The organism is Roseovarius carneus (assembly GCF_020141465.1).
GTDB classification, from domain to species: Bacteria; Pseudomonadota; Alphaproteobacteria; order Rhodobacterales; family Rhodobacteraceae; genus Roseovarius; species Roseovarius carneus.
This window is the reverse complement of sequence record NZ_JAHSPD010000001.1, coordinates 1141348-1161160: the sequence shown is the minus strand read 5'-3', so window position 1 is coordinate 1161160 and position 19813 is coordinate 1141348. Positions and strand designations below refer to the sequence as shown.

Annotated in this window: 21 protein-coding genes; 10 read left to right on the top strand and 11 right to left on the bottom strand. The window is 62.1% G+C overall.

What is annotated here, in order from left to right; translation table 11 throughout:
* Nucleotides 1-52 precede the first annotated feature (52 nt).
* On the top strand, nt 53-283 hold the full coding sequence (locus tag KUD11_RS05750; RefSeq protein ID WP_109385804.1) for a hypothetical protein: 231 nt from the start codon (nt 53-55) through the stop codon (nt 281-283).
* A 10-nt stretch (nt 284-293) separates the two neighbouring features.
* Nucleotides 294-998 carry a hypothetical protein gene (locus tag KUD11_RS05745; RefSeq protein ID WP_109385806.1) on the top strand — a complete coding sequence of 235 codons (705 nt, stop codon included), beginning with the start codon at nt 294-296 and terminating at the stop codon, nt 996-998.
* A gap of 27 nt (nt 999-1025) precedes the next feature.
* On the opposite strand, the gene KUD11_RS05740 is transcribed toward KUD11_RS05745, so the two are convergent.
* The 4 genes from KUD11_RS05740 to KUD11_RS05725 all read right to left on the bottom strand — a co-directional run bounded on the left by KUD11_RS05740 (nt 1026) and on the right by KUD11_RS05725 (nt 4918).
* Nucleotides 1026-1556 (bottom strand): DUF4139 domain-containing protein, encoded by a 531-nt coding sequence (locus KUD11_RS05740; protein ID WP_181375303.1) that lies wholly within the window; start codon nt 1554-1556, stop codon nt 1026-1028.
* Between the two features lie 111 nt (nt 1557-1667).
* Nucleotides 1668-2690, bottom strand: a complete 1023-nt coding sequence (locus KUD11_RS05735; protein ID WP_109385810.1) for an aspartate-semialdehyde dehydrogenase — start codon at nt 2688-2690, stop codon at nt 1668-1670.
* Nucleotides 2691-2754: 64 nt separating this feature from the next.
* Entirely contained in the window at nt 2755-3951 is a 1197-nt protein-coding gene (locus tag KUD11_RS05730; protein WP_109385812.1) for an MFS transporter, read from the bottom strand.
* 40 nt (nt 3952-3991) lie between these two features.
* Nucleotides 3992-4918, bottom strand: a complete 927-nt coding sequence (locus KUD11_RS05725; protein WP_109385814.1) for a histone deacetylase family protein — start codon at nt 4916-4918, stop codon at nt 3992-3994.
* A 103-nt stretch (nt 4919-5021) separates the two neighbouring features.
* Between KUD11_RS05725 and KUD11_RS05720 the strand changes: the two genes are divergently transcribed.
* From KUD11_RS05720 to rlmH, 3 genes are all read left to right on the top strand, one after another.
* Nucleotides 5022-6389 (top strand): mechanosensitive ion channel family protein, encoded by a 1368-nt coding sequence (locus tag KUD11_RS05720; RefSeq protein WP_109385816.1) that lies wholly within the window; start codon nt 5022-5024, stop codon nt 6387-6389.
* A gap of 193 nt (nt 6390-6582) precedes the next feature.
* Entirely contained in the window at nt 6583-6951 is a 369-nt protein-coding gene (gene rsfS, locus KUD11_RS05715; protein WP_109388175.1) for a ribosome silencing factor, read from the top strand.
* The gene (gene rlmH, locus KUD11_RS05710; protein WP_109385818.1) at nt 6948-7418 is read left to right on the top strand and encodes a 23S rRNA (pseudouridine(1915)-N(3))-methyltransferase RlmH; all 471 of its coding nucleotides are present in this window, start codon (nt 6948-6950) and stop codon (nt 7416-7418) included. Before rsfS ends, rlmH begins: the two co-directional genes overlap by 4 nt.
* Before the next feature lie 99 nt (nt 7419-7517).
* Here the strand turns inward: rlmH and KUD11_RS05705 are convergent, their stop codons facing one another.
* Nucleotides 7518-7700, bottom strand: coding sequence for a hypothetical protein (locus KUD11_RS05705; protein WP_109385820.1), 183 nt, complete (start codon nt 7698-7700; stop codon nt 7518-7520).
* Between the two features lie 187 nt (nt 7701-7887).
* Between KUD11_RS05705 and gpmI the strand changes: the two genes are divergently transcribed.
* The 5 genes from gpmI to KUD11_RS05680 all read left to right on the top strand — a co-directional run bounded on the left by gpmI (nt 7888) and on the right by KUD11_RS05680 (nt 13054).
* Nucleotides 7888-9453, top strand: a complete 1566-nt coding sequence (gpmI, locus tag KUD11_RS05700) for a 2,3-bisphosphoglycerate-independent phosphoglycerate mutase (protein ID WP_109385822.1) — start codon at nt 7888-7890, stop codon at nt 9451-9453.
* Nucleotides 9450-10598 carry a murein hydrolase activator EnvC family protein gene (locus tag KUD11_RS05695; RefSeq protein ID WP_109385824.1) on the top strand — a complete coding sequence of 383 codons (1149 nt, stop codon included), beginning with the start codon at nt 9450-9452 and terminating at the stop codon, nt 10596-10598. Before gpmI ends, KUD11_RS05695 begins: the two co-directional genes overlap by 4 nt.
* Nucleotides 10599-10600: 2 nt before the next feature.
* Nucleotides 10601-11938 (top strand): S41 family peptidase, encoded by a 1338-nt coding sequence (locus tag KUD11_RS05690; protein ID WP_109385826.1) that lies wholly within the window; start codon nt 10601-10603, stop codon nt 11936-11938.
* Between the two features lie 148 nt (nt 11939-12086).
* Entirely contained in the window at nt 12087-12569 is a 483-nt protein-coding gene (locus tag KUD11_RS05685) for an RNA pyrophosphohydrolase (protein ID WP_109385828.1), read from the top strand.
* Complete coding sequence (locus tag KUD11_RS05680; protein ID WP_109385830.1) at nt 12566-13054, top strand: hypothetical protein; 489 nt, start codon at nt 12566-12568, stop codon at nt 13052-13054. The genes KUD11_RS05685 and KUD11_RS05680 overlap by 4 nt, the downstream gene beginning before the upstream one ends.
* Before the next feature lie 30 nt (nt 13055-13084).
* Here the strand turns inward: KUD11_RS05680 and KUD11_RS05675 are convergent, their stop codons facing one another.
* The 6 genes from KUD11_RS05675 to groL form a co-directional block, all read right to left on the bottom strand.
* Entirely contained in the window at nt 13085-14452 is a 1368-nt protein-coding gene (locus tag KUD11_RS05675; RefSeq protein WP_109385832.1) for a lytic murein transglycosylase, read from the bottom strand.
* Nucleotides 14453-14560: 108 nt separating this feature from the next.
* Nucleotides 14561-15706, bottom strand: coding sequence for an alpha-D-ribose 1-methylphosphonate 5-triphosphate diphosphatase (locus KUD11_RS05670; protein ID WP_109385834.1), 1146 nt, complete (start codon nt 15704-15706; stop codon nt 14561-14563).
* Entirely contained in the window at nt 15703-16425 is a 723-nt protein-coding gene (locus KUD11_RS05665; RefSeq protein ID WP_109385836.1) for an alpha/beta fold hydrolase, read from the bottom strand. Before KUD11_RS05665 ends, KUD11_RS05670 begins: the two co-directional genes overlap by 4 nt.
* 110 nt (nt 16426-16535) lie before the next feature.
* Nucleotides 16536-17414, bottom strand: coding sequence for a DMT family transporter (locus KUD11_RS05660; protein WP_109385838.1), 879 nt, complete (start codon nt 17412-17414; stop codon nt 16536-16538).
* Nucleotides 17415-17921 (bottom strand): GNAT family N-acetyltransferase, encoded by a 507-nt coding sequence (locus KUD11_RS05655; RefSeq protein ID WP_224380156.1) that lies wholly within the window; start codon nt 17919-17921, stop codon nt 17415-17417.
* 190 nt (nt 17922-18111) lie between these two features.
* Entirely contained in the window at nt 18112-19761 is a 1650-nt protein-coding gene (groL, locus tag KUD11_RS05650; RefSeq protein ID WP_109385840.1) for a chaperonin GroEL, read from the bottom strand.
* Between the last annotated feature and the right edge of the window lie 52 nt (nt 19762-19813).

The following is a 19813-nucleotide window of genomic DNA, read 5'->3' as shown; positions in this document are numbered from 1 at the left end:
CATGGATTGCTCTGATATTGAATAGCGCCGCGGGCTCGGCCATGGTCTAGGCATGAAAAATATCGTTCCCCTCGCGCTCTGCGCACTCCTGCTGGCTCCCGCCGCCCATGCCGCCTGCTATGCCGAATACAAGGCCAAGCGGGACAAGCCGTTCCAGCTTCACTATGATGTGGCGCAAATCTCGGAGCCTTGCACGGTGCAATCGGCGAAGGCTCAGCTCAACCGCCGTCTGGCTGGGCAAGGTCTGACCCTGCTCAAAGTTCTCTCGGTCACAAAACAATAGGACGGCGCTGATGGACGACCTGACACATGCCGCCTCGGACGCACGCCGCTCGGGCGGGCGTGTCGTGGGGTTGGGCGTGGTGGCCATCGTCGCGATCTTGTGCATCGCGGCGGTGCTCTTGTTTCTCAGCCTGCCGGATGCAGGCGCGTTCAATGCGCGGGTCGAGCGGATCTTCGTGGAAAACGACGCACTGACCTCGGATGCGGAGATCAAGCTTCTGGAGATCTTGGCCCTTTCAGGCACGGCGTTCTCGGAAACGCTTGTCAGCTACCGTATGGTGATCTTCGTGCTCTTGGTCTTTGCCACATCGCTGCTGATTGCGGCGCTCGTGTTTTTGGTGATGCTCATTACCCTCAACCGCCGCATGGCGCAGATCGAGCGGTCAGGCATCCAAGTCAGCTCGCTTTTGATCAGCCGGGCGGAGAAGTCCGTCTATCTCAACAATATGGGATTCAAGCTCACTGATGCCGCGATGGAAACCCTGTCTATCCTTGCCGAAGCGCGGATGGATGGTGATGTCCTGTCGGGCGCAGAGATCGAAGGCATGATCTCGGGGCGCAGTCCAGCCGATTGCGATGAGACCGCCGGGGCCACACGGATCAAACGCCTGCGCGACACGCTGGGCAATCAGATGGTCAGCGAGCTTTTGGTCAAGAACATCGCGCGGCAGGGCTATATCCTTGCCATCGACAAGGACGTGATCCGCGTGATCTGAGGATGTGCGGCCCGGTCGCGCAGCAAACTATGGTTGGACAGACAGGGCGTTTTTCGGAAGGCTGAAGGTGAGCCACTCACGCCATTCTTGGAGGAGGCGCTGATCGGAGATGCGGCGTCCAGCCGGTTGATCCATCCAGCGACCCTCAACGCATGGCACCTGATCCAGTACGCGCAGCGGCCATGTCTCGCCCGAGAGGTTCCGGTCCTCAATTTCTACCTGCTCGGTCAGATCGTTTGAGCGGGTGATCACGCCCCGGTCACCCTCTTCGCGGTTTAGAACGCGACGGGTGAGGTGCAGGCTCTCGATAAGGCCGAAAAAAAGCTCCGCCTCGTCGCCCACTGCTATCAGATCGGCGCGGGTCTCGCCCACAAACCCGCCATCGAGATAAAGCATCGCACGTCCGCGCAAGATGATTTCGCCCGTGTCATTGGCTGGGTCGGTCTCGGCGCGCGTCTGGCGGCCAAAGGGTATGCGCTGCGTGAAGCGGCTGGCGGTTTGGCCCGGCATACCCACCCTGAGGGCGCGCGATACTGCAAAGCCTCCGAGCTGGGGCATTCCGCCGATCTCATGCGCCGCTTCGGCACGCCATTTAAAGGACACGCGCACCGCCACCTCGCCGACCACCTGTTGGGGCGGCCGATTGTGTCCAAGCGATCCGCCTGAGCCTCAGCCCTTTTTGAGCATCCGCACGCCGAGCGTCTCTGCAATCTGCACAGCATTGAGGGCCGCGCCCTTGCGCAGGTTGTCACTTACGCACCACAAGTTCAGGCCATTGTCGATCGTGCTGTCCTGCCGGATGCGGCTGATGAAGGTGGCATAATCGCCGACACATTCCTTCGGCGTCACATAGCCGCCGTTTTCACGCTTATCGATCACCATGATGCCCGGTGCCTCGCGCAGGATGTCGCGCGCCTCATCCTCGTCGAGGAAATCCTCAAACTCGATATTGATCGCCTCGGAATGGCCCACGAAAACCGGCACACGCACGCAGGTGGCCGTGACCTTGATCTTCGGGTCAACGATTTTCTTGGTCTCGGCGACCATCTTCCACTCTTCCTTGGTGGAGCCATCGTCGAGGAACACGTCGATATGCGGGATCACATTGAACGCGATCTCCTTGGTAAACGTCGTGGGCGGCACGTCCTTGGTGGGGTTGTAGACCGCCTTGGTCTGCTCCCAAAGCTCGTCCATCCCGTCTTTTCCTGCGCCCGACACCGATTGATAGGTGCTGACAACGACGCGCTTGATCGTCGCGCGGTCATGCAGGGGTTTGAGGGCCACGACCATCTGCGCGGTGGAGCAGTTGGGGTTGGCGATGATGTTCTTCTTGGCATAGCCCTCAACCGCTTCGGGGTTCACCTCCGGCACCACCAGCGGCACGTCCGGATCATAGCGATAGAGCGAGGAGTTATCGATCACGACACAACCCGCCGCAGCCGCACGCGGAGCATAGGTCTTGGTCGCGTCCGAGCCGATTGCGAAAAGGGCGATATCCCAGCCCGTGAAATCGAACGTATCGAGATCCTTGGTCTTTAGGTCCTTGTCGCCAAAGCTGACCTCCGTCCCCAACGACCGGCGGCTGGCAAGTGCTGCCAGCTCATCGACGGGGAACTGGCGCTCGGCCAGAATGTTCAGCATTTCGCGGCCCACATTGCCTGTGGCACCGACGACGACGACCTTGTAACCCATGGGGCGTGTCCCTTTTTTTCCAAGCGTATTTGACTTGAAGCCGCTCTTAGCGGGTTGCGCAGGCTTAGGAAAGGGGGCGCGCGCTGGGGGCGTCGCGGCTAAAGAGGTAGATCAACGCCCCGATCAGCACCGCCGCACCGAAGAAGCCGAAAAGGGCGGTATAGGCCGCAGCATCACCCTGCCCACCCGCAGCGCTTACCGCGCCGTGCAACGGCCCCGAGCCAAATTGCATCACGCCCACACCCCCGATGCCAAAGAGGTTCATCAACGTGACGCCCCGCCCCGCCAGATGGGCCGGGAAAAACCCGCGCGCATGGGCGATCATCACCGGAAATGTCGCCCCAAAAAGCCCCACAAGCGCACAAAGCGCAATCGTGAGTGCCACACCCTGACCGACCGTCATGGCAAGCGCGAGCGTCGCCGCAGCGCACAAAAGGTTGCCGATCAGACAGACCCATTTCTGGGTTCCAAAGAGACGATCCAGCGGCCCATAGAGCAACGTGCCCACGATCATCGCGAGCCCCATGATCAGCGAGGCCTGCCCGACCTGCGCCGTGCTGAGCGTATAGATATCCGTGAGATAAGGGCCGATCCACAGGCCGCGAATGGCCGCCGCAGGCGCATAGGCCACGAACATCAACGGAAAGATTGGCCAGAGCGCGCGCATCCGCAAAAGATCCAGAACCGAGCCGCGCGCGCCGTCCCTGACAGGCTCCGGGTCGCGCACCCAGATCGCAAGGCCCAGCGCGACCAGAGCCGAAAGCGCCGCGAGCCCCACCATCGTCGCGCGCCATCCCACCGCCTCCACGGCCAGCGCCATCGGATAGGACGCCACGAGGTTGCCAAACGAGCCCACACCCAGCATCACGGCGGCCAGCGTCGCGAATTGCGCCGCCGGGAATTGCCGCGCGAAGATATAATAGGACGCCATCAAGATGGGCGCGCATCCGATACCAATCAGCGCCATGGCGATGCTTACATGAAACGCATTTGCGGCCGTGGCGAACATGATCGCCCCCCCGCCGCCGCCCAGAAGGAGCAAGGCCGCGGCCGTGCGCCTTGGCCCGATCCTGTCCAGCGCCCAGCCGACGGGCAGCTGCATGGCCGCAAAGGTCAGAAACCAAAGCCCCGAGGCAAAGGCCAGATCAGACGCGTCCGCGCCGATATCCGCCTCAAGCGGCGCGCCCAACACAGCGAGAAACGCGCGGAAAAACTGGCTCAGAACGTAAGCGAGGCAGAGCATGATCAAGCCTGAGCGCATGGGGCCTCTCCTTTACGGTGATGCTTGGACGAGGGCCGGTTCAGGGCGCGCACTGGATCAAGATATCCACATGCGCCGCCGCCGAACTGGCCAATGCCGCAAGGTCGTAGCCCCCTTCAAGGCAAGACACAACACGCCCCCCGCAGTGCCGGTCGGCCAGATCGCAGATCGCCTGCGTGGCCCATGCAAAATCGGCCTCCACAAGGTTCAGCCCCGCCAGAGGGTCCGCGCGGTGTGCATCGAACCCTGCGGAGATGAAAATCATTTCGGGCGCAAACACGTCCACGGCGGGCAGGATCTGTCCCTCCATCACCTGCCGAAACACCGCGCCCCCCGCCCCATCGGGCAAGGCCACGTTGAGGACGGTGCCATGCGCGCCCGTCTCGCTTGGGTCGCCCGTGCCGGGATAGAGCGGCATCTGGTGGGTGGAGCAAAAGAGAATGCGCGCATCATTTTGCACCAGATCCTGTGTGCCATTGCCGTGATGCACGTCAAAATCGACGATGGCCACGCGGGCAAGCCCATGATGATCGAGCGCATGTTTCGCCGCCGCCGCGACATTGCCAAAGATGCAAAACCCCATTGGCGTGGCGGCCTCCGCGTGGTGCCCCGGCGGGCGGGTGGCCACAAATGCGTTGCCCACACTGCCCGCCATCACCATATCCACCGCGCGCGCAGCACCGCCCGCCGCGCGCAGGGCGGCGTTGAGCGTGCCGGGTGACATCCACGTATCGGCATCAAGCAGCGCGCGCCCGGTCTCGGGGGACGCTTTGCGCATCGCATCCAGATGCGCCGCCGGATGTACCCGCAAGAGCAGCTCATCGCTTGCAAGAGGCGCCTCCTCGCGCAGCATGTCCTTTCCCTTGAGCGCGGCAAGCACATATTCGAGCCGCGCGACCTGTTCAGGGTGCCCCTCCGGTGTCTTGTGGTTCAGGCAATCAGGATGTGTCACGAGCGCTGTCGGCATGGCGGCTGTCTCCTTTGGGTGATGTTTATTCCAATCTCAAAGCGCGCCCCTTGTCCAGACGCCGCCCTTGCCGCTCTGCGCGCGTCATGCCACTGTGATTGCAATGGAAAACGAAACCGCAGTTACAAGTGCAGTCACCACCGAGCCCTTGGTTGCCCCGGCGCAGCAGGCCCACGAGATCGCGCTGACCCTTTGGGAGCAGTTGCACGGGTTTTCCCTTGGGCTTCTCAGGCCGTGGAACGCCTATCAGATCGCGATCCTGCTCGCGGTGTTTGTGGCGGCGCATCTTTTGCGGCATTTCCTTGGGCCGCGCGTGCATGCGTGGATGCGCACCCGCGAAGGCTGGCCCAAATGGCGGATGCGTTTTTTGGTCATGCTGCACCGGCGGCTCAGGCTGATCTTCTTCGTACTCCTGTGCTGGCCAACCTATTGGGTCATGCAAGAGACCACATGGCCCAGCCGCTCCTACCTGATCGGTATCGTGGCGAGCCTTGCTCTGGCGTGGCTGGTCATCGCCATCGTCACGCGGCTCATTGCAAATGGGTTCCTGCGCGGCCTTGTGCGCTATGCGGGCTGGATCTGGGCTACGCTAATCATTCTCAACCTGACTGGCCCTGCACAGGAGTTGCTTGATTCGCTGGCGCTGCATATCGGCGAGACGCGGCTTTCGGTCTGGATGGTGGTGCAGGCGGTGTTCGTTCTGGGCGCGCTTTTCTTCATTGCGCGGATCGTGTCGCGCACAGCCACAGGGCAGATCAGGAAGAACGAGGAAATCTCGCCCTCAATGCAGGTTCTGGCGGTGAAATTCCTTCAGGTCCTGCTTTATGGTGCCGCGTTCTTCATCGGGCTGCGGGCCGTGGGGTTCGATCTCACGGGGCTTGCGTTCTTGTCCGGTGCGATTGGTCTGGGCCTTGGTTTTGGCCTTCAGAAAGTGGTGTCAAACCTTGTCTCCGGCGTGATCATCCTTTTGGATAAATCCATCAAGCCGGGCGACGTAATCAGCCTTGGCGACACGTTCGGATGGATCAACAGCCTTGGCGCGCGCTATGTGAGCGTGGTGACCCGCGATGGGCGCGAATACCTTATTCCCAACGAGGATCTGATCACCGGGCAGGTGGTCAACTGGTCACATTCCAACGATTTCGTGCGGCTCGATATCTATTTCGGCACGGCCTACGGAGATGATCCGCACCTCGTGCGCAAGATCGCAGTCGAGGCCGCGGCAGGGGTGGAGCGTGTGCTGAGCATGAAGGCCCCCGTCTGCCATATCGTGGGCTTTGGCGACAGCAGCGTGGATTACATCCTGCGATTTTGGATCCGCGACCCCACCGGCGGGCTGACCAATATTCGCGGCAATGTCTATCTGGCGCTTTGGGACGCGTTTCAGGCCCATGACATCTCGATTCCCTTCCCGCAGCGAGAATTGCGGATGCTCGGAGATGCCCACGAGGCGCCCACCACCAAATCCTGAGACGTGGCGTGATTGGCGCGGTCATGCGCAATCTTGCACCTTTGTCACAGCGCTTTGTTGAAAAGGCCCCGCTGGCTTGTTAGGTTAAACGTAGGCCCAGCACCGGGGCCTTTGGCCGGTGTGCATCAAGGAGGACTTTGTCCTGTCCATTTCGGCTGATGCGGCGCGGGCCGCACACAAGGTTTCCCTAGGCATGATCCGGGGCCAAGGCGCCAGCAGCGACGAGCAACTCGCCTATATCCTCAAATCCCTCGACGACGATAAGGCCGAAGAGGTCGTGCAGATCAATCTGCGCGGCAAATCTTCGATTGGCGATCATATGATCATTTGCTCGGGGCGCTCCTCGCGGCAGGTGTCGGCGATTGCCGAGAAGCTGGTCGAGCGGCTCAAGCAGGATCTCGGCACCGCCTCGCGGATCGAAGGCAAGGAGACCGGTGATTGGGTTCTGATCGACACGGGCGATATCATCGTTCACGTGTTTCGCCCCGAAGTGCGCGAGTTTTATCAATTGGAGAAAATGTGGCTCGGCGGCGATGCGTCGATGACCCCTCCGCCTGAATGAAGCTGCATATCTGCGCTGTGGGCCGGCTTCGTGCCGGGCCCGAGCGCGATCTTTTCGATGATTACCTGATGCGCGCGGACCGAACGGGACGCGCGCTTGGCCTTGGCCCCTGCACCTTGCATGAGGTGGAGGATAAAAAGGGCGGCGGCATGGCGGCAGAAGCCGCTTTGCTGGATCGCGCATTGCCTGCCGGTGCGGTGCTGATCGCGCTGGACGAGCGGGGCAAGCTGATCTCCTCGCCCGATTTCGCGGATAAGCTGGCGGGATGGCGCGACACCGGGCGCTCGGATGCGGCTTTTGTGATTGGCGGCGCAGACGGCATCGCGCCGGATCTGCGCAAGCGCGCGGATTTCACACTGTCGCTGGGCAAGATGGTCTGGCCGCATATGCTGGCACGGGTCATGCTGGCGGAGCAGATCTATCGCGCCACCTCGATCCTTGCGGGCGCGCCTTATCACAGGGTCTGAAGACGTCGAAAAATACGACTTAGACCTTAAGATTTTCAAACCATCTGCTTGGATTGAGATGCCCCAAGATAAAGGCCAGCCTGACATACCTCCGCAAACTTAATGCTTGTAACGCGCCAGCCATATCTTGCCTTGCTGCGACCGCACAAAGCCACCGAGCTTCTGCTCAATAAGACCCTTTGAGATTAGGCTCGCTTTAACGTCGTCATCCAAAACACGGGACATAAGTTTGCCAACCTCACGCAACCCCTCAATTTCGGCTTTATTCAAATCGATATCCATAAGGGAAATGTGGGTGCACCTAGCAGTAAACGCAAGCTAAACATGGGTCAGATTTCAAAGTAACTCGTTAGATAGCCGAGGTTAAATTTCTTACCTCCTAAATCAATTCCCGCATGTTATCGCAAACACCATTTTGCACAGGCTGCGCAACGGGTAGAAGCGCCTGAACCAATTCAGGAGCAGACCCATGAGCACCCCAAAACCGGTGGTTCTTTGCATTCTCGACGGCTGGGGCCTGTCCGATGAGCGGACGGGCAACGCGCCTTTGCTCGCCAATACACCACATTTCGACGGGCTAATGGCGCGGTGCCCGCATAGCACGCTGATCACCCATGGTCCCGATGTGGGCCTGCCGCAGGGGCAGATGGGCAATTCCGAAGTGGGCCATATGAACATAGGCGCGGGCCGTGTGGTTGAGATGGACCTGCGCCGCATCGACCGGGCCATTGCAACGGGCACGTTCAGCGCGCTACCGGGCATCAAACGCTTTGCCGAGGCCGTGCGCGCGACAAACGGCACGGCGCATCTCTTGGGCGTTTTGTCCGATGGTGGCGTGCACAGCCATATCGACCATATGATCGCCACCGCGCGGGCGCTGACCGGGCATGGGCTGCGGGTGGCCATTCATGCCTTCACCGATGGGCGCGATGTGGCGCAGGTTTCGGCCAAGTCCTATCTGGAGGAGCTGCGCGATGCCCTGCCCGCCGGGGCCTATATCGCTACGGTCTCGGGGCGGTATTACGCGATGGACCGTGACAACCGGTGGGAGCGGGTCGAGCTTGCCTATCAGGCGCTGGCGCAAGGCCGCGGCTACACCGCCACCACGGCGGGCGAGGCGATTGATAACGCCTATGGCAAGGGCCGCACGGATGAATTCATCAAACCGCGCGTTCTGGGCGGTTATGGCGGCATGAAGGATGGCGATGGCGTCTTGTGCCTCAACTTCCGCGCCGACCGTGCGCGCGAAATCCTCGCGGCCTTTGCCGATCCGGAGTTTGCGGCGTTTGACACCGGCACACGGCCCAAATTCGCCATCGTGAGCGGGTTCACCGAGTATTCGCAGACCCATGCCGCCTATATGGATTGCATTTTCCCAGATGAGGCGCCGGAAAACACGCTGGGCGCGTGGGTGGCCAAGCAGGGCCGCACGCAGTTTCACATCGCCGAGACCGAGAAATATCCGCATGTCACCTTCTTTTTGAACGGTGGAAAGGAAGCGGCAGAGCCCGGCGAGGACCGCTATATGGCGCAATCGCCCAAAGTGGCGACCTATGATATGCAGCCCGAGATGTCCGCCGCCGAGGTGACGACGCATTTGGTGGCGGCGATCCGCGCAGGATATGATCTGATTGTGGTGAATTACGCCAATCCCGATATGGTCGGGCATACTGGCGATCTGGACGCCGCGATTGCCGCCGTTGAGGCGGTTGATGCAGGTCTTGGTACGGCGCTGGAGGCGCTTGAGGATGTGGGAGGGGCGATGATCGTGACGGCAGATCACGGCAATTGCGAGGTGATGATCGATCCGGTCACCGGCGCGCCGCATACCGCGCATACGACCAACCCGGTGCCCGCCATTCTTGTGGGCGGTCCTGCGGGCATGGGCCTTGCGCCGGGGCGGCTCAGTGATCTGGCACCGACACTCTTGCAGCTGATGAACCTGCCTGTGCCCGCAGAGATGACCGGGCTTTGCCTCTTGAAGCCCGTCCCCGCCGATCACCAAGCAACAGCCGTCGGTCAGCGCTCCGCATGAGACCGCGCGCGCGCCTTTGCACCCTCGCTCTGGCGCTGGCTTTAGGGCTTTCAGGTGGCGCGCTCGCCCAATCTGATCCCGCGACCGAGGCCCGCGCCGCCGCCCAACAACTCGAAGACGCGACCCGCGCTCTGGACGCCGCCACCGGCGCGCGCGACCGGGTCCGCGCGCTCAGCCAGACCGTGCGCGCCTATGAGGCCGGGCTTCAGGCCATGCGCGAAGGACAACGCCGCGCCGCCATTCAACAGCAAGCGCTGGAGCGCGACCTCGCAGCGAGCGAACGTGAAATTGCACAGCTCTTGGGCGTGTTGCAATCCATGGGCTCCACCCCTGCGCCGGTCACACTGTTACACCCGTCTGGCCCGGTGGGCACCGCCCGGTCGGGCATGATCCTCGCCGATGTAACGCCGGGCCTCACCGGGCAGGCGACAGCCTTGCGCGCCAAGCTTGAGGATCTGGCCATGCTACGCGCACTTCAGGAAAGTGCCGCGAGCCGCCTCGACGAGGGCCTTGCCGGGGTGCAGACCGCGCGCACGGCCCTCAGCCAAGCCATTGCCGACCGCACCGACCTGCCCCGCCGTTTCACCGAGGACGCCGTGCGCACGGCGCTCCTGATCGCCTCCACCGAATCGCTGGATGGGTTCGCCTCGGGCCTGTCGCAGATCGCTGTGGACGAAGCCCCGGGCAGCCTTCCGGGTATTGAAGATCGCAAAGGCCTGCTCCCGCTGCCGCTTGAGGGCCGCATCATCCGCCGCGCGGGCGAGGCGGATGCGGCTGGCATCATCCGCCCCGGCATCGTCATGGCCGCCCCGCCCCGCGCCTTGGTCACCACGCCCGCAGCGGCCACGTTGCGCTACAAAGGCCCCCTTCTGGATTATGGCACCGTTGCAATTTTAGAGCCGCAATCGGGCATTTTGCTGGTGCTGGCGGGTCTCGACGTGGTCTATGGCGAGATCGGCCAGGTCCTTCCTGGGGGCAGTCCGGTGGGCTTGATGGGGGGGCTTACGGCAGCCGATGACGGGATTGTTCCCGCCGAGCTGCAAGAGGCGGCTACCGATTGGACAGAAACCCTCTATATTGAAGTCAGACAGGATAACACGCCGGTGGATCCCGCCAGCTGGTTCAGGACAGACAAGGAAGATTGAGCATGAAGAAGTTTATGATGGCCGCAGCTGCCGGAACTCTGGCGGGCGTGGTCGTAACAACGCAGGTCGCAGCCCCGCTGATGGCGCAAGAATCCGAGCGCAACACCAATGTCTATGAGCAGCTCGATCTGTTTGGCGATATTTTCGAGCGCATCCGCGCGCAATATGTCGAGGAAGTGGACGAGGGCGATCTGATCGAGGCGGCCATCAACGGTATGCTGACCTCGCTGGATCCGCATTCGGGATATCTCAGCCCGCAAGACGCCGAGGATATGCAGGTGCAGACGCGCGGCGAATTCGGCGGTCTGGGCATCGAGGTGACGCAAGAAGACGGCTTTGTGAAGGTCGTCTCGCCCATCGACGGTACCCCAGCCGACGAGGCGGGCGTCGAGGCGGGCGATTTCGTGACCCATGTGGATGGCGAGAGCGTTCTGGGCCTCACCCTTGACGAAGCGGTCGAAATGATGCGTGGCCCGGTGGGCAGCGAGATTGTGATCACCGTGGTGCGCGAAGGCGAGATTGAGCCGTTTGATATCTCGATCATCCGCGACACGATCACCCTGACCGCGGTGCGGGCGCGCACCGAGCAGCAGACGGTGATCTTGCGCGTGACCACATTCAACGATCAGACCTATCCCAACCTCAAAGAGGGGCTGGAGGAGCAGATTGCAGAGGCCGGTGGCATGGAGGCCGTGGACGGGATCGTGCTGGATCTGCGCAACAATCCCGGTGGCCTTCTGACCCAGGCAATCCGCGTGTCGGATGCATTCCTTGAGAAGGGTGAGATTGTCAGCACCCGAGGCCGTGACCCGGCCGACGGGGATCGCTTCAACGCAACGCCGGGCGATCTGGCCGAAGGCAAGCCGATCGTCGTGTTGATCAATGGCGGGTCGGCCTCGGCCTCCGAGATTGTCGCGGGCGCGCTTCAAGATCATCGTCGGGCCATTGTGGTGGGCACGAAAAGCTTCGGCAAAGGGTCGGTTCAGACGGTGATGCCTCTGCGCGGCGATGGCGCGATGCGCCTGACCACCTCACGCTATTACACGCCCTCGGGCCGCTCCATTCAGGCGCTTGGCGTCTCGCCAGACATTCTGGTCGAGCAGCCCCGCCGTGCCCCAGTTGAGGAGGAGGACGAGGAAGAGACAAACGCACTGGTCCGCTCCGAGGCCGATCTGCGCGGCAGCCTTGATAATGACAGCCTCACCGACGAGGAAATCCGCCTGATCGAGGAAGATCGTGCGCGGGCGGAGAACGTCGCCAAGCTGCGCGAAGAGGATTATCAACTGGCCTATGCGATTGATATTCTCAAGGGTCTCAACACGCTGAACGGCGTGGACTGATCAACGCCTCGCGAGGGCGGCAGCCCCCTTGCTCTGGCCCTCATCGGCCAAGTTCAAACGCCCCGCCCTGATCCGGCGGGGCGTTTTCATGCGCACTGGTCTCTGCGCGGGCCTCGGGCTAGTCTCATGCACAAAATGAGAGGCCCCCATGACACCAAATGACATCGCACTCCTGCCCTATCGCCCCTGCGTTGGCGTGATGCTGGTCAACCCATCGGGCCATGTGTTCGTTGGGCAGCGCATTGATAGCGAGCTGGACGCGTGGCAGATGCCACAAGGCGGGATCGACCCCGGTGAGAGCGTGCGGGAGGCCGCGCTGCGCGAGCTTTGGGAGGAGACCGGGCTTGAGGCTTCATCGGTGCGGATCGAGGCCGAAACCGAAGCCTGGCTCAAATATGAGCTGCCCCATGCTTTGGTCCCAAAGCTCTGGAAGGGACGGTTTCGTGGGCAGGAGCAAAAATGGGTCCTGATGCGGTTTACCGGCGATGATGGCCAAGTCGACATTGCAAAGAATGACCGGGAGTTCTCCGAATGGCGCTGGATGGCGCCCGGCGATCTGCTGGACAATATCGTGCCATTCAAGCGGCGTGTGTATGAGGGCGTGCTCAGCGCATTTGGCCCGCAGATATGAGGGCGCTGGCCGCCGCTTTCATAGCGCTGGCCGGGCAAGCGGCGGCGCTGTCTTGCATGGCGCCAGACGTGGCCGCCACATATCTACGCGCGGATGCGGCACAGGGGGCTTACGTCGTCGTGAATGGCAAAATCATCTTTGACGAAAAGCGCCTGCCCGCTACCGATTGGGAGAACCAACGAGACACACCTACCCAGACCCCGATCCCCGCTCAGATGGTCGGCAAATCACTGGGACCCGGCGGGTTTGAGACACCGTTCGACCGGGCGATCACGCTCAATGTGCTCTGCACCGGGCCGTGGTGCGCCGGGGCGAGATCAGGCGCGGCGGTGCTGGCATTTGTGGAGCGCTCGGAGGCGGGTTATACGGTGACGCTTGGCCCGTGCGGCGGGGATGTGTTCGCGCCGACACCCGAGGTGTTGAGCACCGTGCAGCGGTGCTTTGAGGGTGGAGCTTGCGCACCGCAAACGGGGCTGCTGGAGTAAAGCCGCCAGAGCGGTGTCTGATACGTCCCTTTACTGCCCGCGCAACTGCTCAAGCAATTGCTGCGATGGGAACCCGTCCGCTGGAATTCCGCGTGATTGCTGAAAGGCACGGATGGCCCCGATCGTGTTCGGACCGACCACCCCGTCTATCTTCTCAACACCAAAGCCCTTGCGGCGCAAGCGGCGTTGAATTTCCTTCTTTTCCTCAATCGATGTCGGCGCGTATTGGCGCGGCCAGCTGGCCTGAATTGCGGGGCCGCCAGTGATCCGATCCGATAGATGGCCCACCCCGATCACATAGGCATCGGCCTGATTATAGCGCTCAATCACCGCGAAATTGTTGAAGATCATGAAGGCGGCACCCTGAATGCCCGCAGGCAGCAGGATGGACGCCGCACCATAATTCGGCACCGCTTGACCGTTCATATCGCGCACGCCCTCGGACGCCCACGCGCCGGGGTTTTGCTTGAACTCACGCCGCGCGCGGCCCGGATCAAACCCGGAGGGAAGCTTGACCTCCACGCCCCAAGGCTGGCCCTTTGTCCAGCCGAACCGCTTGAGATACGCTGCCGTGGACGCCAGCGCATCCGTCGGATCATCAGACCAGATATCGCGCTTGCCGTCGCCGGTGAAATCCACCGCATAGGCCTCATAGGATGTGGGGATGAACTGGGTGTGCCCCATCGCGCCCGCCCAGGAGCCGGTCATGTTGCGCGGGGCCACATCGCCCGCCTGAATGATCTTGAGCGCCGCAATCAGCTGTTTTTCAAAGAACGCGCCGCGCCGTCCATCATAGGCGAGCGTGGCCAGCGATTCGATCAAAGGGCGGTCACCACGCCGCTCGCCATAGGCGCTTTCCATCCCCCAGATGGCAACAACCACCTCTTTTTCCACACCAAATTGCGCCTCGATCCGGTCGAGCGTGCGGCCATGGCGGCGCAGCATCTTTTCGCCGTTCGTCACCCGTGTAGGGGCCACGGCAAAGTCGAGGTAATCCCAGATCTGCTTGGTGAACTCGGACTGGTTGCGATCAAGCTTGATCACGCTTGGATCAAGCTGAACCCCTTGAAAGGCGCGGTCAAACACATCCTCACTGATCCCCGCCGCGCGGGCGCGGCCCTTGAAACCCGCGACCCATGCGCGGAACTTCGGGTCCTGCACCGACACTTGTGTCGCAGTCTCTGCGGGGCGTGTGGCCAGCCCCGAGGGGCGCAGCACGGGCCGGATGGACGCCGCCAGGATTACCTGCGCCTGTGGCACTTGCCGCGCCGTAATATCATCCAGCACGGCAGGCCGGATCTGTGGCCGCACCGATGTCTCAACCTGAGCCTGCACCGGCTCTGGCATGTGCCAGATCGCTGCGGCCCCTGTTAGACACGCCCAAACCATTCTGCGCATTTTTGCACCTACTCTTTTTATGCCTCAAGCTGAAGGTAGCGCGAAACGGCGCGAATCAAAAGCGGCGATAGCGGGCTTTGGCCAATCTTCGCCGCACTCAGGACTCGCTCAGGCCGCGAGAAACCGCTCGGCCGCATCGCCGCTGAGATAGCTGAAGCGTCCGGCGCAGAGCGTGGCCACAATCCGGCGGGTGGCCGCCTCAACGATCACCATATCGGCGCGCAGACCGGGGGCGAGCGTGCCGCGATCCGCAAGGCCCAACATGGCAGCGGGGCCCGTGGAGACCAGCGCCCAAGCACCAGCAAGATCAGCAAGCCCTGCATCCGCCACCAAAAACGCGGCCCGGCGCAGCGAAGGGTAATGGTAGTCCGAGGCCAGCGCTCCGATCAGCCCCATCGCCACCATATCCGTGGCACTGGCATTGCCCTTGTGTGAGCCGCCCCGCACCAGATTGGGCGCGCCCATGATCACGGCATCGCCACCACCATGCGCGGCCTCTGACGCCTCCAGCGTTTCAGGAAATTCAGCGATCCGCGCGCCCAGACCGCGCCAGCGCGCCCGCGCCTCCGCGTCTTTGTCATCATGGCTTCCAAGGCGGACACCCCGCGCCAACAGCCGCGCAGAAAGCGCGCCAAGCGCTTCGGGCACCTCGTCCAGACGGGCGTGCATTGCCATCAAATCCGCCAGATGTTTCTCGGGGTTCTTGCCGATCCGGAGGGCCTGACCCGTGAGGCGGGGCGGGCGTTTGCCCTTGGCAAGCTCCTCATGCGGGAGGTGATCGTTGAACACGACGTAAGGGATATCATGCGCCGCGATCAGCGCTTCGGCCCCCGCATGCCCATCGAGCATGCAGATCTCAATCCGCAATTGCGCAATCATGTCGGTCACGACCGATCCGCGCACCGCGTCCAGCCCTTCCATCACCCGCTGGGCAAACTCGGGCCCGCGCATCCCGCCTTCCCAGCTGTAGAATTGCGCAAGAACGGCGGTGGTGATGCCGTTGGCGGCCAGTTCAGCCTCGGTCGCAATAAGGCCCGTGGGGATGTCTTTCATGGCACCGCGCCGGGGGGCCAGATGCCGCTCGAACCCGTCGCCATGAATATCAACAATACCGGGCAGAACCATGTATCCGGCAAGGTCTACCTCACGACCGCCATCTGGCGCGATACGCCCGTCTGCGATGCTGAGCGGGGTATCCCGCAAGCCGTCCGGGTGCAGAACCTCAGCGCCACAAAGCCGCAACGCGAGGGTCACTCCCCACCGCCCCAAAAGAGATCACCAAACTCTAGATCATCATCAAACTTTCCATCGCGCAAAAACGCCTGCACCTGTGCAATGACGTAAGGATTGTTCATCATGAACGTGTGCGTGACCGGCAATTCGATATGGTCCGCCATCCCCTCCACCTGCGTTGAGGCAACAGAGACTTTGCCATCATCCGGCCCGTCAATGAGCACCGAGAAGTAAGGATTGAGCGAGCGCGTGCCCGCCACGATGCCGAGCGGAAAATCCACCGGGGGCAAGCTATCGGTAAAGGTATCCGGCCCTGTCTCAAGCTGAAGCCCCGCCGGTCCGTTGATCCACTCAAAAAGCTCAAGCCCACCAAATTCATCCACCACTTCGGAGCCATGATTGGGCGGGGCGAGCATCACAACACGGCCCAGATTTTCGGGCCGGTTCTCCTCCAGCCACACGCGCAGCAGGATGCCTCCCATCGAATGGGTGACGAAGTTCACCCCCTCCGCGCCGCATCTTGCAACGGCTTCGGGCAAGACCTCATCTGCCAGCACCTGAATACGCGCTTCGGTCGAGGGGTATTCGGGGCTGATCACCTGATAGCCATCAACCTCAAGCACTTCTTGCAAAAGCAAAAAAGACGCGTCGGTACGGGCCAGCCCATGGATCAGCACCACACATTCGGCGCGGGCCGTTGCGGGTAGCAACAAAAGGAGGGCGATCAACAGCGATTTCATACGATGTCAGATATGCGCAAAACAGCGCGGCGGAAAGGGGGTGCTATGCCATGACACGGCGTCAGGGGGCGGCGGCCCCGATCGCTTGGCGATGCGGGCGCGGGCGTCGCCTATGTTTCCCGAGAACGCCCGCCGCGTCGGGCAGACGCCTTGCCGGGCAGCACAGACAGGGCGACCCCCCCCAGAACCACGAGTGCGGCCACCGCAAAGTCCCGCGTCAGCGCCTCGCCCAGGAAGAGTATCCCCCCCGCCATAGCGATGATCGGCACGGTAAGCTGTGCAACCGCCGCCGAGGACGCCGCCAGCCCCGGTAACACGTGATACCACAGGGCGTAGCCCAGCCCCGAGGTGACAGCGCCGGATAGAACCGCCAGCGCGATACCAGAAAACGCGGCTTCTCCCAGCACGCCATGCGGCAAGAGCGCCCCCGCCAGAAGCGCCACGGGGGCCGCGAGGATAAAATTCGCAGCCGTCCCGCTAAGCGCATCACCCTCGCGCCGCCCGGCGAGCGAGTAGACCCCCCAGCCGATACCCGCAAGCGCCATAAGTCCGCCATGCAAGGCGCTGATCTGTGGCCCGGTACCGGGCCACAGGAGCCAGACAAGACCGCCAAAGGCAAGCGCAGCGCCAACGCCGCGACGTAGCGGCATATGCTCGCGCTGAACCAGACTGCCCGCGAACATGGTGATCTGCACCACGCCAAAAAGAATGAGCGCCCCAAGCCCCGCATCGAGCGCCTCATACGCCAACGAGAACCCAAAGACGTAGAGCAGCAGCGCGCAGACCCCGATCCAGCGCCCCGTCCCACCAAGGCGCACCCGCCCCCGCATGGCATAGACCAAAGCACCAAGGATCAAGGCCCCCGCCGCCAGCCGGATGATACCAAAGCTCACGGCATCAATGCTGCCAAGGGTCAGCGCCGCCCGGTTGAGAACGGAGTTGGCGGCGAAGGCTACCATCGTCAGGGAGGTCAGGGCGAAAAGGCGCATTCAGAGCACTCCGAAAGCAGGCGGCAGGATCACCGTCTGCTCTGGCACGTCAACACCGGGACCGGCAAGACACGTCTGGGTGAGCAGGCTCTGCGGGCTGAGGTTTGCGGCACGCTCCGTGCTGAACCCTGCGCCCTCAAGGAACGCCGCAGGGCCCGAGGCCACAACATAATGCGCGCTCAGACGAGCCCACTCGGCCAGCATCCCGATCATACGCCGCCCATGCCGCTGCCCCTGCCAGTCGGGATCAATCGCGACCGGCGCGAGGATCAACCAACCCTTGGGCGCGCTCAGTGTCGAGAGGGCATAATAGCCCACGATCCGGTCTCCGGCGGGCAGCACAACCTCTCCGGCCAAACAGCCCGCGCGGCGCAGCGCCTCAACGCGGCGCAGCGCCTCAACGCGGCGCGCCTCGTGGTCCGTGCCGTAAGCGCGGGCCAGAAGTGCGGCGACGGCGGGCTCTTCGCCCCGGTGCATTTCACGGCTGAAATCGGTGCTGCGCAACATGGCGGTGCCTTTTGGGTTTGGTGCGGATGAAAGTGGCTTGTCATGGGGCAAAAGGAAAGGGCCGCCCGAGGGCGACCCTTTTTAGTTTTGTAGCTTGCGGTTTGGGCGGTGAGAGGCTCTCGGCATTTGGCTTTGCCAAACGCCGACTGCCTCGCACCTGATCGGCAAATTTCGCAGAGCGAAAGTTGCCTTACATCATGCCGCCCATACCACCCATGCCGCCCATGTCAGGCATGCCGCCACCGCCTGCGCCTTCTTTGGCGGGCTTGTCGGCAACCATGGCTTCAGTCGTGATCAACAAACCAGCGATCGAGGCCGCGTCCTGCAATGCGTGACGCACCACTTTGGCGGGATCGATCACACCGAATTTGAACATGTCGCCATATTCATCGGTTTGCGCGTTGTAGCCATATTTCAGATCGCTCGATTCGCGGATCTTGCCTGCAACGACGGAGCCGTCGGTGCCTGCGTTTTCCGCGATCTGACGCAGAGGGGCTTCAAGCGCGCGGCGCACGATAGTGATGCCGACAGTCTGGTCGCTGTTCGCGCCCGTCATGCCGTCAAGCGCTTTACCGGCTTGGATCAGAGCAACACCGCCGCCGACGACGATACCTTCCTGAACCGCAGCGCGGGTCGCGTTCAGCGCGTCATCGACACGGTCTTTACGCTCTTTCACTTCGATCTCGGTCATGCCGCCAACGCGGATCACGGCCACGCCGCCTGCGAGTTTCGCAACACGCTCTTGCAGCTTCTCTTTGTCGTAATCGGACGTGGTCTCTTCGATCTGCGCACGGATCTGTGTGACGCGCGATTCGATCTCGGCTTTGGCGCCCGCACCGTCGACGATGGTTGTCTCGTCTTTGGTGATGGTCACTTTCTTGGCCGAACCCAGCATGTCCATGGTGACGGACTCAAGCTTCATGCCCAGATCTTCGGAGATAACCTGACCACCGGTCAGGATTGCGATGTCCTGAAGCATGGCTTTGCGGCGATCGCCGAAGCCGGGTGCCTTGACAGCCGCGATTTTCAGACCGCCGCGCAGCTTGTTGACCACGAGGGTCGCCAGCGCTTCGCCTTCGACGTCTTCTGCGATGATCAGCAGGGGTTTTTGCGACTGGATGACTTGCTCCAGCAGCGGAACCATGGGCTGAAGCGACGAGAGTTTCTTCTCGTGCAGCAGGATGATGCAGTCTTCAAGGTCTGCGATCATCTTGTCGGGGTTGGTCACGAAATAGGGGCTGAGGTAGCCACGGTCGAATTGCATGCCTTCGACAACATCGGTCTCTGTTTCGAGGCCTTTGTTTTCTTCGACGGTGATCACACCCTCGTTGCCGACTTTTTGCATCGCGTCCGCGATTTGCTGACCGATTTCCGCTTCGCCATTGGCCGAGATCGTGCCGACCTGGGCCACTTCGGCGCTGTCGGAGACAGGGCGTGCTGCGGCCTGGATGGCTTCAACGACCTTGGAGGTTGCCAGATCAATCCCGCGCTTGAGATCCATCGGGTTCATGCCAGCGGCAACCGACTTCAGGCCTTCTTTGACGATGGCTTGGGCAAGAACGGTTGCTGTGGTGGTGCCGTCGCCGGCCTCATCATTGGTGCGGCTGGCCACTTCTTTGACCATCTGCGCGCCCATGTTCTCGAACTTGTCCTCAAGCTCGATCTCTTTGGCAACCGACACACCGTCCTTGGTGATGCGGGGGGCGCCGAACGATTTGTCCAGAACCACGTTGCGGCCTTTTGGACCGAGAGTGACCTTAACCGCATCGGCCAGAATGTTCACGCCGCGCAACATTTTGTTGCGGGCATCGGTACCGAATTTGACGTCTTTAGCAGACATATTCCGATTTCCTTCAATTTGAGTGGTGTAAGGTGGGTTTCAAACCCACCAT